Source organism: Actinosynnema sp. NPDC059797 (genome assembly GCF_042732085.1).
Lineage (GTDB): Bacteria > Actinomycetota > Actinomycetes > Mycobacteriales > Pseudonocardiaceae > Actinosynnema.
In genome coordinates this window covers 12,393-26,308 of the sequence record NZ_JBHWIE010000013.1, presented here as the reverse complement: position 1 = coordinate 26,308, position 13,916 = coordinate 12,393, and the positions used below count along the sequence as shown (strand labels likewise).

Sequence of the window (13,916 nt, the reverse complement as noted above, 5' to 3'; positions counted from 1 at the left end):
CACCGGTGGTTTGTCGACCGTCACAGCGAGTGAGTCTAGATCGGTTGGAGCAGCGGCCGGACAGGCTTGCGGACAAGATGGTGAACCGGACTTGACAACGATGTCACACCGCTATTCGCTTCGCTGAAGATCGGTTTTGCGGCGAAGATCGGTTTGCGGCGAGAGGCGTGCGCGATGGGGCTCATGCGGGCAAGGAGATCGCTGGCGGTCGTCACGACCGCTGCGCTGGCGCTCGGCGGCGTGGCAGGCTGGACGACAGCCACCGCCGCACCGGAGCCCGGGAGGCCAGCCGTGAGCGAGACGCTGTTCGCCACGTCGTTCGAGGACGGCCAGCCGCAGCCCACGTGGCTCAGCGAGGTGGAGACGGGCCCGGACGGCGCGCCGAAGACCTCGGGCGTCGACGGCTCCGACTCCACCGGCATCCCCGGCAACGTCACCGACCGCGTGGTGGACGTCGCGGCCAACTCCGAGTTCGTCGAGGCGGGCGAGGTCAAGGAGAACCTGGTCGACGGCAACGCGCTGTCGAAGTGGCTGGCGTTCTCCCGGTCCGGCTGGGCCCGGTTCACCTTCGCCGAACCGGTGGCGGTCAAGCGGTACGCGCTGACCTCGGCCAACGACGAGCCCGGCCGCGACCCGAGGGACTGGGCGCTGCGCGGCTCCGCCGACGGCACCTCGTGGACCACGATCGACACCCGCGCGGGCGAGGTGTTCGACCAGCGCCACCAGACCAAGGTCTACGAGTCGGCCAACACCGAGGCGTTCCGCTTCTACCAGCTCGACGTCACCGCGAACGGCGGCGCGGACGCCCTCCAGCTCGCCGAGGTCCAGTTCTCCGACGGCTCCGCCACCCCGCCCGCGCGGCACATGCGCACCACGGTGGGCAAGGGCGCCAACGGCGGGTACAACGCCAAGGCGGGCGCGGGCTTCACCGGCGTCCGGGCCCTGCGCTACCAGGGGACGCACACGGCCGAGGGCCGCGGCTACTCCTACAACAAGGTCGTCGAGGTCGACATCCCCGTCACCGGCACGACCGAGCTGTCGTACCTGATCTTCCCGTCGTTCACCACCGACGACCTGGCCTACCCGGCCACGTTCGCCGCGGTGGACCTCGCGTTCTCCGACGGCACCTACCTCAGCGACCTCGGCGCGCGCGACCAGCACGGCTTCGAGCTGTCGCCGCGCGGGCAGGGCGCGGCCAAGTCGCTCTACACCAACCAGTGGAACCGCGTCGCCTCCGTCGTCGGCCGGGTCGCCGCGGGCAAGACGATCAAGCGGATCCTGCTCGCCTACGACAACCCGGAGGGCCCGGCCGCGTTCAACGGCTGGGTCGACGACATCGCGGTCAGGTCCGCGCCCGCCACCGTGGAGCGCGCCCGCCCGTCCGACTGGGTGCTGACCACCCGCGGCACCAACTCCAGCGGCTCGTTCTCGCGCGGCAACAACTTCCCCGCCACCGCGGTGCCGCACGGCTTCAACTTCTGGTCGCCCATGACCAACGCGGGCTCGACGAGCTGGCTCTACGAGTACGCCAAGACCAACAACCGGGACAACCTGCCGACGCTCCAGGCGTTCACCGCCAGCCACGAGCCGAGCCCGTGGATGGGCGACCGGCAGACGTTCCAGGTGATGCCGTCCACCGGCGCGCCCACCGCCGACCGGGCCGTGCGCGCGCTGCCGTTCCGGCACGAGAACGAGGTCGCGCGGGCGCACTACTACGGCGTGACGTTCGAGAACGGCATGAAGACCGAGATCGCGCCGACCGACCACGCGGCGCTGTTCCGGTTCACCTTCGCCGACGGCCCCTCGAACCTGGTGTTCGACAACGTCAACAACAACGGCGGCCTCGCGCTCGACCCCGCTTCCGGCGTGGTGACCGGCTTCTCCGACGTCCGCAGCGGCCTCTCGGTCGGCGCGACGCGCCTGTTCGTCTACGGCGTGGTGGACAAGCCCGTGACGGGCAGCGGCCGGCTGACCGGCGCGGGCCGGGACAATGTGGCCGGCTACTTCTCCTTCGACACCTCGGCCGACCGGACCGTGACGCTGCGGCTCGCCACGTCGCTGATCGGCGTGGACCAGGCGCGCCGCAACCTGGAGGCGGAGATCGCGCCCTCGGACACCCTGGAGTCGGTGCGCGAGCGCGCCCAGGCCGCCTGGGACGACGTGCTCGGCATGGTCGAGGTCGAGGGCGCCACCGAGGACCAGCTGACCACGCTGTACTCGAACCTGTACCGGCTCTACCTCTACCCGAACTCCGGCTTCGAGAACACCGGCACCGCCGAGGCGCCCCGGTACCGGTACGCCTCCCCCGTGCAGGCGTCGAACCCGTCCACGCCCACGCAGACCGGCGCGAAGGTCGTGGACGGGAAGATCTACGTCAACAACGGGTTCTGGGACACCTACCGCACCACGTGGCCCGCGTACTCGCTGTTCACGCCCGAGCGCGCGGCCGGGCTCGTCGACGGCTTCGTGCAGCAGTACCGCGACGGCGGCTGGATCTCCCGCTGGTCCTCGCCCGGCTACGCCGACCTGATGACCGGCACCAGCTCCGACGTGGCGTTCGCCGACGCGCTCGTCAAGGGCGTCGACCTGCCCGACGCCGAGGCCGCCTTCGAGGCCGCGGTGAAGAACGCGACCGTGGCGCCGCCCAGCCCGGGCGTGGGCCGCAAGGGCCTGGACACCTCGATCTTCACCGGCTGGACCTCCACGGCCACCCACGAGGGCATGTCGTGGGCGATCGAGGGCTACGTCAACGACTACGGCATCGCCAACATGGCCCGCGCGCTGCACGAGCGGACCGGTGACGCGAAGTACCTGGAGTCCGCCGAGTACTTCGCCAACCGGGCGCAGAACTACGTGCACATGTTCGACCCGGCGAGCGGGTTCTTCCAGGGCCGCAAGCCCGACGGGTCCCGCCGCGTGCCGTCCGAGGAGTACGACCCGCGCGTGTGGGGCTACGACTACACCGAGACCGACGGCTGGAACATGGCGTTCTCGGTGCCCCACGACGGCCAGGGCCTGGCCAACCTCTACGGCGGGCGCGAGGGCCTGGCGTCCAAGCTGGACGAGTTCTTCGCCACGCCGGAGACCGCGAAGTTCCCGGGCTCCTACGGTGGCGTGATCCACGAGATGACCGAGGCCCGCGACGTGCGGATGGGGCAGCTCGGCCACTCCAACCAGGTGTCGCACCACATCGCCTACATGTACGACTACGCCGGCCGGCCGTGGAAGACGCAGGAGAAGGTGCGCGAGATCCTGTCCAGGCTGTACGTGGGCAGCGAGATCGGCCAGGGCTACCCCGGCGACGAGGACAACGGCGAGCAGTCGGCGTGGTGGCTGTTCAGCGCGCTGGGCTTCTACCCGCTGCAGATGGGCAACGCGTCCTACGCCATCGGCTCGCCGCTGTTCACCAAGATGACCGTGCGGCTGGACAACGGCGGCACGCTGACCGTGAACGCGCCCCGCAACAGCGCGGACAACATCTACGTCCAGTCGCTGAAGGTCAACGGGAAGAAGTGGGACAAGGCGCACCTGCCGCACGCCGAGATCGCCCGCGGCGGCACGCTCGACTTCGAGATGGGCCCGTCGCCGTCCCGCTGGGCCACCGGGCCGGACGCCGCGCCGCCGTCGTTGACCACGGGTTCGGAGCCGCCCGCGCCGCTGCGCGACGTGACCCCCGGCGCCACCGTCACCGGCCCGGCCGCGGTGGTGGACGACACCTCGCAGACGTCCGCCGCGCTGTCCTCGCTCCAGGTCTCGCTGCCGGACGGCAAGGAGCCGGTCACCCACTACACGCTCACCTCCGGCAAGGGGGCGGGCGACCCGGCGGCGTGGGCGCTGAAGGGCTCCTACGACGGCGTCACCTGGGTGACCGTGGACGAGCGGACCGACCAGGCGTTCCCGTGGCGGCAGCAGACCCGGGCGTTCAAGGTCGCGGCGCCGGGCCACTACCGGCACTACCGCCTGGAGCTCGGGCGGTCGGCGACCCTGGCCGAGTTCGAGCTCCTGGCCAAGCCGCTGCGGTGCACCGACACCGTCACGGGCGAGCACCGCGGCCCGCTGGCCGTGCGCTCGGGCACGACCTGCGTCGTCGGCGCCGCGGTCACCGGCCCGATCACCGTCGCGGCGGGGGCGTCGCTGCACGTCTTCGACAGCGAGCTGCGCGGCGCCCTCTCCGCGACCGGGGCGGCGACCGTGGTCCTCGTCGGCAGCAGCGTCGAGGGCGCGGTCAGCATCACCCGCACCACCGGCCGGGTGTCGCTCGAACAAACGACGATCACCGGTCCGGTGAACCTGATCGGCAACCGGGGCGGCACGGTGGTGGCGGGCAACCACGTCACCGGCCCGGTGTCGTGCGTCGGCAGCGACCCGGCGCCGGTGGACCACGGTTGGGCCAACGAGGTCAGGGGGCCCAGGACCGGGCAGTGCTCCGGGCTCTAGGTCACCAGGAGATCTCGCGGCACCTCTGCGCCGAGTCCCCGGGTTCGACCTGGAGCGTGGCGTGCTCGATGTGGTAGCGCCCGGCGAGCAGGTCCTGAGCGGCCCTCAGGACCTGCGCCGGGTCCGCGTCGGGGTGCGTGGTGAGGTGGGCGGAGGCGACCTCCATGCCCGAGGTGAGCGTCCAGACGTGCAGGTCGTGCGCCTCCGCCACGCCGGGCAGCCGGCCCAGCTCGACCTGCACCTCGGCGACGTCCAGCCGTTCGGGTGCGTGCTGGAAGAGGATGCGCAGGGCACTGGCGGCCAGCTTGTAGGTCCGCGGGAGCACGAACAGCCCGATCGCCACGCCCATCGCCGGGTCCGCGTACCGCCACCCGAAGGCCAGCGTGACCAGCCCGCTGATCAGCACGCCCACCGAGCCCACGAGGTCGGCGAGCACCTCCAGGTAGGCGCCCCGGACGTTGATGCTCTCCTTGGCGCCGTCCCGGAGCGCGAGGAACGAGACGAGGTTCGCCGCCAGCCCGCCGACCGCCACGAGCACCACAGGCAGCCCCGGCACGGCCGGCGGGTCGTCCCACCGCTGGACGGCCTCGTACACCACGTAGCCGGCGACCCCGAACAGCAGGACGGCGTTGGCGAGGGCGGCCAGCACCTCGGCCCGGTACAACCCGAACGTGCGACTCCCCTTGGTCCCGGCGTGCCGCGCGAGCAGGATGGCGGCCAGGGCCATGCCGACGCCGAGGACGTCGGTGAGCATGTGGGCGGCGTCGGAGATGAGGGCCAGCGAGCCGGTGGTCCAGCCGACGGCGAACTGGACGATCATGTAAACCGCGCCGATGGCGAAGGCGATCCACAGGCGGCCGAGGTGCTTCGCCCCGGCGCCCGTCACTCCGTGGCCGTGTCCGTGACCCATGGTCATGAAACATATAGTCGTATGCGCATGAGTACAACCCGGGTGTCCTCGGAGCCCCGAAGAGTGGGATGGCGCGGGTCGGGGGTTGACGGGGCGGGGCGACGAAACCGCAGGTCGGCGGATGGTGGGGGGTGGGGTGAAAACCACCTCGTGCGGTGCGCTAAGCTTCTCCCCGTAGCTACGGCCCCCGTAGCTCAGGGGATAGAGCACCGCCCTCCGGAGGCGGGTGCGCAGGTTCGAATCCTGCCGGGGGCACCACTACGAAAAGGCCCTTGACCAGCGGATACGCCGGTCAAGGGCCTTTGTCGTCTGTCCGGCCGTGTCCGGCTGGTACCGGCCGTCTACGGGTGTCTCGGTCAAATACGGGCCAAAGTTCGACTAACCCGGTTGGCACCCCAGCGCGACGCCTTGGCGCCGTCCGGTGCCATACCGAGGACTCATGCCCGCTGGGCGTCGTCCGTGAAGTTCGAGCTTGCAATGCCGTGATCAACAGACGTACACCCTCCAACTCGATGGAGAGGCAGGCCTCCCCGCCGACGCACACGGCCTCAAGCAGTACCTGGCGTGTCGGAGTGGCGGTGGAGCGTGCCGATGCCGACGGGCAGGGAACCTCCTCCAGCGATCCGTTGACCCGTCGGTCGCGAAGACGTCACGAGCTGCGGCGACAAGCGCGTCGAACTCATGCCGGCTGCCGGCGCGCTGCGGTCGGGTCACACCGGCCGGGGTGTCTCAGATGTGTCGGGCTGCGGTCATGGCGTCTTCCTCCTGACGGAACGCTTGCCTGCGGAGAGGCCCCCTCCACTTCGTGGTCCATGTCACCGCCCACCCCCAGCGGGCCGCTCTCGACCGGGCCGGTGGCCGACACCCCCGTCGAACCACCGCATCAGGGCAACGCCCGCCGACAGGCTGTGGACGTCCCTCCTCAGGAGCAACCCGCCGTCGTCCCGGCGCTTGCCGTTGGCCGCGAAGCTGTAGAGGTGCGCCGCTTCCAAGACTCCCGGGGGACGGCCCGGTGAAAGCGCACTCGTCTCCGTACGCCTTCAGCAAGCGGCTGCGGAAGCCGACCTGACCGACCCGCACCCGGACGAACCTCGTGCGGTGCCCGCCGTAGAGCACCTGGGCCAGGTACGTCTGCACCGAGGACATGAGGGGTTCTCTCGGGGACTTCTCCACTGCCGCCCGGAATTTCGGGTGATCCAGCGGTCGGATGCCCAGCTGGGACTTGGGCCGGGTGCACGGCCCTCGGAATTCATCACCGGTCAACTGCCCGGCCAGGTCGATCCAGGCGATCCCGCTCACCCCCGTACCCGCCGCCGTCGACATCCGCTTGGCGTCGGTCGGCAGTCGGTGCGGGGCCTGGTCGGCTGCGGCATGCAGGGTCTCCGGGCCGGAACGCCCGTCCTCCTCGCAGTACCAGGCGTGCAGCCGGACCCGGTCCGCCGGGTGGCGGCCGGGCAGCCGATCAGCGAGCATGCCGCCCAGGGCGATGAGGAGCGACAGGGTGTCGAGCACCTGCACGATCCAGTCGAACCGCGAACGGAGTCGTTCACACCGCGGTCAGGCGTGCGAACAGCTTCGCACGTCCAACCGGGTCACCCGGACCGTCCTCGTCAACGCGCATGGTGACGGCATCCGCACCACCCTCGGCCACCTCGCTCCAAGCCGCCCGCAGGGTCCACCTCACCCACCTGACCAACCGCGCTGAGCACGGCTTTTGCCGAACTCCACCCCCAGGCGGAAAGACCCTCGGGTCAGGGTTGGCAGTCTGCCGCAACCTTGCAGACTGACAGATGTCACTCTGCTAATGCCAAGATGGAAGGTGCGTACCGAGGTTGATCAAGCTCACGGTTGCCCTCAGCTATGCGCACGATGAGATCAGCAAGAAGATCGTCGAAGCCCTCACACGGCTCCTCCGGTCCCACGGGGTCGAAGTCCTCGTTGACGTGGACCTCGAGGGTCGCAACCCGACTTCTCTGCCGCACTGGATGAGCCGCATGGTGCAGCACTCCGTGGTGATCTGTGTGGTGTCCCCCACCTACGTCGCCTGGTTCGACATCACCGACTCCTCGGAAGACCACAAGGGCGTCCGTTACGAGGCGCGGTGGGTGCGCAACAGGCTCTACCAGCACACCTCGGACGAGGGCTGCCCCGTCATACCCCTGGTCCCGCCCGGCTTCCCGGTAGATGCCGTGCCCTTCGAGTTCACGGGCCTCCGGTGGTCGCGGTTCGATTACGTCACCGGGAGCGGTGTCGACGAGCTGGTCGAACGGATACGGGACGCGCACGAGCACGCCCTCGGCAGCGGGAGGGAGGGTGCGCCGGGGTCGAAGGGGGGCACCGGCTTGGCGTCGCCGAAGAACACAGACCTGCCCGACGACCTCCTCGACCGCTTGACCACCGTCGACCCGTCGAGCCCGGCCGCACCGCGGCTCGTCCGCCAGTGGCTGGAGTGGGCTCGGGCGACCCGCCCGGCGCACTCGACCGACCTGGTGCGCGTCTTCACCGTGACAGAGAGGATCACCGACATCACCGGCGACATGGGAATGCTCTCGGAGGTCACCGAGATCTGCCTGGCCGCGGTGGAACGGGTCGACCTCGACGACGAGAGCACACGGGCCAAAGCCAAGTACTTGATCCACGGCCGGGCGCGCGGGCTGCGCAGGCTCCAGCGGTTCACCGAGGCGCTCGAGGCCGCGGAGGAGGGCGTGGAACTCGCGAGGGAGATCACCGACCAGAGCCTCGTCGCCAAGGGCGAGCAGACCCTGGGGCAGATCCACCGCGGCCTGGGCGAACTGGCGCTGGGCAGGGAGCGTGACGACCGCTTGGAGGAGGCCGTCGACCACGCCCAAAAAGCGTTGAGGATGTTCGCCTCCGCGGAGAACAGGCGGGAGGAGAGCACGTCCCACCTGGTGTTGGCACGCATCTACAACACCCGTTACCGCTTGTGGCGCAGGCATTCCGAGCTCGAACAGGCGAAGCACCACGTGGAAGCCGCCGGCACCCGGACCCGCCCCGAGCGCTCGCGGGAGCACCACGAACTGACGCTCCTGCGCGCCGAGATCGCCATCGCCAACGGTGAGCGCGAAGTTGCCGAAAACCTCTTGGTCCCGGCGATATCCGCCCTGAAGCGACAGACCGGCAACGGGACCATCTTCTCCGAGTTGCGGGCACGCGCCCACCTGCTGCGGGCTTACCTGACCATCAAGAGCGGCCGATCCGACGTCGACGAGGACGTCAAGGTCGCTCAACGGCTCTGCGGAGAACTCGAGTTGCCGCGGATGGCCGCGGAGTGCGACTGGTTGCTGCTCCGCCGCGACCACCGTCGGAGGGGTCTTTACCGGGGCGATGTCCGCGCGCTGGAGACGCTGTGCCCGGACCCGGTGGAGCGGCTGCGGGTGGCGGGGCGGGAGCGGACTTGGCCTGCCTGGCAGAGCGCCGTGGGCGGGCTCGCGGCGTGGCGCTGGCGGTTCGTGGTCGAGAACCTGCGGCAGGAGGGGTAGCGCTCGGTCCCGACGTCCGCCACGGCTCTTCGCGTCGACGGCTGTGCGCCGGGTCCCGTCCGTCAGGCCCACGCCCTCCCGGTCGATCGCTCAGGAGTCCGGCCGCGTGGTGGCCCGGTGGAGCTCGTCCAGCGCGACGCGGCAGCGCAGGGCGTCCTCGTCCCGGTGCTGCGCGGCGAACATGTCCTGCGCACGGCGCAGGACATCGCTGGCGCGATCGTCGCCCTGCTCGACCATGACCTGGGCCAGGTGCTCCGTGACCTCCGCTTCGAACGAGGCGGCGCCTTGTGCAGCCGCTAAGGCGCGCGCTGCGGAGTAGCGGCGCGAGGCCGTGTCGAGATCACCTGCTCGTCTGGCCAGGAATCCCAGGTTGTCCAACGCCACCATCTGCCCGCCCGCATTCCCCTGCCGTTCGCTCAGACGCAGCGCTTCGGAGCAGCACCGGAGTGCGGCGGCGTCATCACCGAGTTCCCCGTGCACCCTCCCCAGCGCGTTGAGCGCATGGGATTCGCCGACCGCGTTGTCCGCGGCGCGGTACAGGCGGACCGCTTCCGAGCAGTGCCGCAACGCGCCGTCGTGGTCTCCCGAGCGGGCGCACAACCTGCCCAGGTCGTGATGGGTGTGAGCCGCCTCGGTGATGTCCCCCGCCTCCTCGACGAGGACCAGGGCGCTTCGGAGGCACTGGGTCGCCTCGGCGAAGTCACCGGCCCGGGTGTAGGCACGGCCGAGTTGCCGCCCGACCGTGGCGATCATCGAGGAGTCACCCAGCGCTTCCGCCGCGACGACGCCCGCTCGGGAGGTGTGGATGTTCTCCATCAGGTGACCACGGCGGTAGTGATAGGTGTCCAGGGCCCGCGCCAGGTGCCAGACGTGCTCCACCCAGCCCTGGCGGACCGCCTCGTCCTGCGCGGCCAGGAGTTGGGGGTGTTCCTCCGTGAACCACTGGAAGGCGTGTTCCTCCGCCGAGAACGTCAACGGCGCGCAACCGGGGAGGGTTGGGGGCAGGGGCACGCGCCGCCGGTTCGGGTACAGGAGGAGGTCCGCGGCGCAGGCCGTGTGCGTGTAGAAGTCGACCAAGCGATGAACAGCGTCCACGGTGTCGTCTCCCGCCACTTCGGCACCAAGTTCACAGGCGTACGCGCGCACGAGTGCGTGCATGCGGAACGTGGAAGGGGCCGGCTGCCAGAGCAGGTTCCTCGTCTCCAGCCTCCGCAGCAGGCGTGCCGCCGGTGCCCTCTGGGTGCCGAGCAGGCTCGCGGTCGCATCGAGGTGGAACTCGGCGACGGGCACCGCTCCCAGCAACCGGAAGACCCTCACCTCGTCCGCGGAGAGCGAGGTGCATGACCAGGCCAGCACCGCCCGCAGGCTCAGGTCGCCGTCGTCGGACTCGAAGGCGTCGAGAGCCGTGGCGGACTCGCCGAGTTCGGCCGCCAAGTGCGAGAGGGGGAAGCCCGGGTAGGCCGCCGCACGAGCCGACATGATCATCAGGGCGAGGGGTAGACCCGCGCAGAGGTCCAGAAGCCGGCTCGCCGCGTCCTCGTCGGAACGCACCGCCTCGCATCCGACGCTCTCCTCCAGGAGCATCCGGGCATCCTCGACGCCCAAGGCGCTCAACCGCAGCGAGACGGCGCCGGCCAGGTGCAGACCGGGAAGGCGGTTGCGGCTGGTGACCACAACCGCGCACGAAGGCGCACCGGGCATCAGCGGAAGGATTTGTTCGACGTGCGCCGCGTTGTCGATCACCACCAACATGGATTTGTCCGCCGTCACGCTTCGGTACAGCGCCGACGCCGATTCCACATCAAAGGGAATTGAGCTGCTGGGGACGCCCAAGGCCACGAGCAGGCCATGTAGGACCGCCAAAGTGGAGATCATGCTTCCCGACGCGTCGTCCCCCTTCAGGTCCACGAACAGTTGACCGTCGGGATAACGCTCGACCTGGTCGTGCGCCCACTTGACCGCCAACGCCGATTTGCCCACGCCCCCGACGCCCTCCACCAACAGCAACGGGATCCGGTTCCGAGCCGAAGCTGCCCGTAGCGAGCGGTCGAGGAAAGCCATCTCCTGCTCACGCCCGATCAGGAGATGAGGTGGCGATGGAAGCTGGCGCGGCTTGACCGGTGCCGCCCCCCGCTCCCCCGGGAAGTTGACGCCGCCGGTGACAGTGCCCACCTGCACCAGGATATCGGCGGACGACGAACGGACGGTGTTGCGGACCTGGGCACGAGCCTCGAACTCATCCGCCGATGCGGCCACACCACATGCCCTACCACCGATACCCGGACAGGAAGCCGCAATAATGCGGATTGCTCATACTTTTCCCACATCTTCGATGAACGCGGTCCAGGAACGTCCCGAAAATTCCAGGCGGCCGCCCCGGCGATCACGCGACGTCCTGACCAGGACCCGATCCACGGCCCGAGCAACTTCCACGCACGCCTGCTTGTCCACTATGGCACCACTTGCCGAACTCTTCGCCCAAGCCAACCCCGACGGCTCGACCTCGACCACTTGCGCTCCGCGCGACGACTCCACCGCAGCCCCCTTCACACCGACCTCGGGCCACCTGCCATGCCCGCGATGCACGCACACAGGTGGGCCACACGAGGTGAGCAAACACGTCCGCCGACGGACGTGCCCAAGAAGCTAGCCGTGCGAGAGCGCACGCCAAACCGCCGATCGCAGTACTCCGCACCGGCTTCGGACTTTCATCGAACCGTTACCGAAAAAGTTGACGATATCCGCACTTGTGCCTCGAAAGGACAAGATCAGTACGATAGAGAAACGCCTCGAAATAAAAACTGCGGAAGGTCAAGCGTTCAGGTCATCAATCCGCTCGCGAATGAATGAAGCGGTTTCATCGTCATCGTGCGCCAATCCCCACAGTCTTTCGAAGTCGCTGTCATACTCACTTATGCTACTTTCGTTGTCACGAATCAGGACGTCACGGACAGGCTCTTCCAGTACAAGAATCTGCTCACCTCCGGACACCGGTATGTCCAGTATGGAGAAGGAACCCTTCCAGCCTTTGCCCTTGTCCACGGCGTAGGGCAGAACTCGCACGGATACGTTTTCCAAATCCATCTTCTCAAGTATCCGGTAAAGCTGCGCAGCCATCACTTCTACACCGCCGAGCCGTTCTCGCAAGATCGCTTCATGGAGCAAGAAGCGCAGCTCAGGACCACCTTCGGCAACGATCTCCTGGCGCTTCCCCCGCAGGGCGACGCCAAGGGAAATCGTCTCGTCATTCCCACCGACAGCCCTGACCATGGCTGTCGTGTAATCCGATGTCTGCAGTAACCCAGGCATGGTCAAGGACTGGTATTGACGAATCCTGGAAGCCGATGCCTCATAGCCGATGAAAGCGTACAATTGAGGATCGATTGACGCCCTGTAACTACTCCACCAAGCAGTCTTCCGACTGGCCCGCGCCTCTGCGACCAGTTCTTCCACATGCCCTTTGTCATCAATACCGTAAAGCATGAGCAAGGCACGCAGGTCAGTGGTCCCCACATTAGTGGTCCCGTTTTCTATACGGATCACCTTGGAGACTGACCAGTCGAGACTGTCTGCGACTTCCTTCTGCGTCAACTGAGCTTCTTCCCGCAGCTTCCGCAGCTCAGACCGAAGTCTTCTCTGGTGAACGATGGGGGTGTCACCCTGACTCATGTTGCCCTCCGATGCCTAGCATCTTGCCACATGGCAGATCGTTCATCGCAAGAAGCAGGCTACCGCGTTACATGTAGCTACGAGACATGCCGCACTCAACACATGGTTGACTGACAGATCGATCCGGGAAGCAGGTGCTACGCAGGCGTAGGGTCAGGCTCACACATTACGCAGAGTAACGAAAATGTACGTTTGCTCGCCCTGTCGACTGTTCCTAAAGGATGAAGCCGCTGGCTTGCGGTCTAGCTGCACATCTCTGATACCACCGCGGCACCACATAGTTAGGTCGTCGAAGCACTCCGCTTCAAGCAGCGGACCCCTATTCCACTCGATGCGATGTGTCGTCATCAGCGCCGTTCACACGGCCGAGGCGTGCGTGGTGACGGCAGCCACCGTTGGTTGCGCGGGCTCGCCGAGCCGTCGCAGGGGCCGCGTCGGTGGACGGACGCCGGGACACCGGTGCCAGCCGGACGGTCTCGTCCTCTGCTCCGCGTCGTTGCCGATGCCGGGCAGTCCTCCCGACAGCGCGCAGTGGGGCGGACGCGATGCGGTCGTACCTGGAGACGTCCGGTGCTCGTTCCGACTCCGCCGGTGGTGAGAGCGACCTGCTGAAGCGTTACCGCCGCGAACGGCGAGGTCGGGTAGGCCGGGACGAGTTCCTGCCCCGGAAGCGGAGTCGACCACGGATCAGCGCGTTCCTCCGCCTCCGGCATCTCGTCGTGATCGATCACGCACCCGGGGTGCGAGCGCAGGGCGCCGAGCCTGGGGCAACAGCCACGCATCGCTCATCGTGGCAATTCGCTCCGCCGTTCTCCCCTAGCCCACCTGGACGTGGTCGAGCGGAGGTCCGCACGCCACAGCAGGCGTTCTTCTCGCCCGGACCGGGGCAGGTGTCAACCAGTCGGGCGCAGCGGGACCTCACCGGATGTCGTGGTCCGGGTGGGTCAGGTCGTACCGGCTCCGCGCCTCCGCGATGACCTCCCGGTGGGCCAGGGACCAGTCGGCGAGGGCCTTGACCAGGTGGGTCAGGCCCGAACCGGTCTCGGTCAGCCGGTAGTCGACCTGGGCCGGGACTGTCGGGTATGCCGTGCGCAGGACCAGGCCGTCCCGTTCGAGCCTCCTCACGGTGAGGGTGAGCATGCGCTGGGAGATGCCGTCGATCGCCCGTTGCAGCTCCCGGAAGCGGCGCGGGCCGCCGGCCAGTTCCACGATCACCAGCACCGACCACTTGTCGCCGATGCGGTCCAGGACGTCGCGGATGCCGCAGTCCGGGTGGTCCTCGCTCCCGCAGGGGTCGAGGTCGGCGGGCACCGTGGTTATGCCCGTGTGCGTGGGTGACATCTAAGTGCCTCCTTGTGGCCCCTTCGCGGGCCGCTCAGGATCGAGCCTAGTTACCGGGG

The 13,916-nt window shown here is 68.4% G+C and carries 8 protein-coding genes and 1 tRNA gene; 3 read left to right on the top strand and 6 right to left on the bottom strand.

The window, feature by feature from the left end:
* Positions 1 to 35: 35 nt before the first annotated feature.
* The gene (locus ACFV4N_RS06590; protein WP_499671538.1) at positions 36 to 263 is read right to left on the bottom strand and encodes a hypothetical protein; all 228 of its coding nucleotides are present in this window, start codon (positions 261 to 263) and stop codon (positions 36 to 38) included.
* On the opposite strand from ACFV4N_RS06590, the gene ACFV4N_RS06585 reads away from it, so the two are divergent.
* Entirely contained in the window at positions 175 to 4,437 is a 4,263-nt protein-coding gene (locus ACFV4N_RS06585; RefSeq protein ID WP_499671491.1) for a GH92 family glycosyl hydrolase, read from the top strand. The two genes, ACFV4N_RS06590 and ACFV4N_RS06585, sit on opposite strands and share 89 nt — an antisense overlap.
* 1 nt (position 4,438) lies before the next feature.
* Here ACFV4N_RS06585 and ACFV4N_RS06580 read toward each other — a convergent pair whose 3' ends face one another.
* Complete coding sequence (locus ACFV4N_RS06580) at positions 4,439 to 5,347, bottom strand: cation diffusion facilitator family transporter (protein WP_499671490.1); 909 nt, start codon at positions 5,345 to 5,347, stop codon at positions 4,439 to 4,441.
* Positions 5,348 to 5,530: 183 nt separating this feature from the next.
* Between ACFV4N_RS06580 and ACFV4N_RS06575 the strand changes: the two genes are divergently transcribed.
* Positions 5,531 to 5,605, top strand: a tRNA-Arg gene (locus ACFV4N_RS06575).
* A gap of 1,574 nt (positions 5,606 to 7,179) precedes the next feature.
* Complete coding sequence (locus ACFV4N_RS06570; protein ID WP_499671489.1) at positions 7,180 to 8,847, top strand: TIR domain-containing protein; 1,668 nt, start codon at positions 7,180 to 7,182, stop codon at positions 8,845 to 8,847.
* 90 nt (positions 8,848 to 8,937) lie between these two features.
* On the opposite strand, the gene ACFV4N_RS06565 is transcribed toward ACFV4N_RS06570, so the two are convergent.
* The 4 genes from ACFV4N_RS06565 to ACFV4N_RS06550 all read right to left on the bottom strand — a co-directional run bounded on the left by ACFV4N_RS06565 (position 8,938) and on the right by ACFV4N_RS06550 (position 13,857).
* The gene (locus tag ACFV4N_RS06565; RefSeq protein ID WP_499671488.1) at positions 8,938 to 11,103 is read right to left on the bottom strand and encodes an ATP-binding protein; all 2,166 of its coding nucleotides are present in this window, start codon (positions 11,101 to 11,103) and stop codon (positions 8,938 to 8,940) included.
* A gap of 54 nt (positions 11,104 to 11,157) precedes the next feature.
* Positions 11,158 to 11,358: a DUF397 domain-containing protein gene (locus tag ACFV4N_RS06560; protein WP_499671487.1), complete on the bottom strand. Its 201-nt coding sequence runs from the start codon at positions 11,356 to 11,358 to the stop codon at positions 11,158 to 11,160.
* Positions 11,359 to 11,658: 300 nt separating this feature from the next.
* Positions 11,659 to 12,516 carry a helix-turn-helix domain-containing protein gene (locus ACFV4N_RS06555; protein WP_499671486.1) on the bottom strand — a complete coding sequence of 286 codons (858 nt, stop codon included), beginning with the start codon at positions 12,514 to 12,516 and terminating at the stop codon, positions 11,659 to 11,661.
* A gap of 918 nt (positions 12,517 to 13,434) precedes the next feature.
* Positions 13,435 to 13,857, bottom strand: coding sequence for a winged helix-turn-helix transcriptional regulator (locus ACFV4N_RS06550; protein WP_499671485.1), 423 nt, complete (start codon positions 13,855 to 13,857; stop codon positions 13,435 to 13,437).
* Between the last annotated feature and the right edge of the window lie 59 nt (positions 13,858 to 13,916).

Excerpts from the sequence above, each read along its gene's own strand:
- ACFV4N_RS06580 (WP_499671490.1), bottom strand. The coding sequence starts at position 5,347 with ATGGGTCACGGACACGGCCACGGAGTGACGGGCGCCGGGGCGAAGCAC.
- ACFV4N_RS06555 (WP_499671486.1), bottom strand. The coding sequence starts at position 12,516 with ATGAGTCAGGGTGACACCCCCATCGTTCACCAGAGAAGACTTCGGTCT.
- ACFV4N_RS06550 (WP_499671485.1), bottom strand. The coding sequence starts at position 13,857 with ATGTCACCCACGCACACGGGCATAACCACGGTGCCCGCCGACCTCGAC.
- ACFV4N_RS06585 (WP_499671491.1), top strand. The coding sequence starts at position 175 with ATGGGGCTCATGCGGGCAAGGAGATCGCTGGCGGTCGTCACGACCGCT.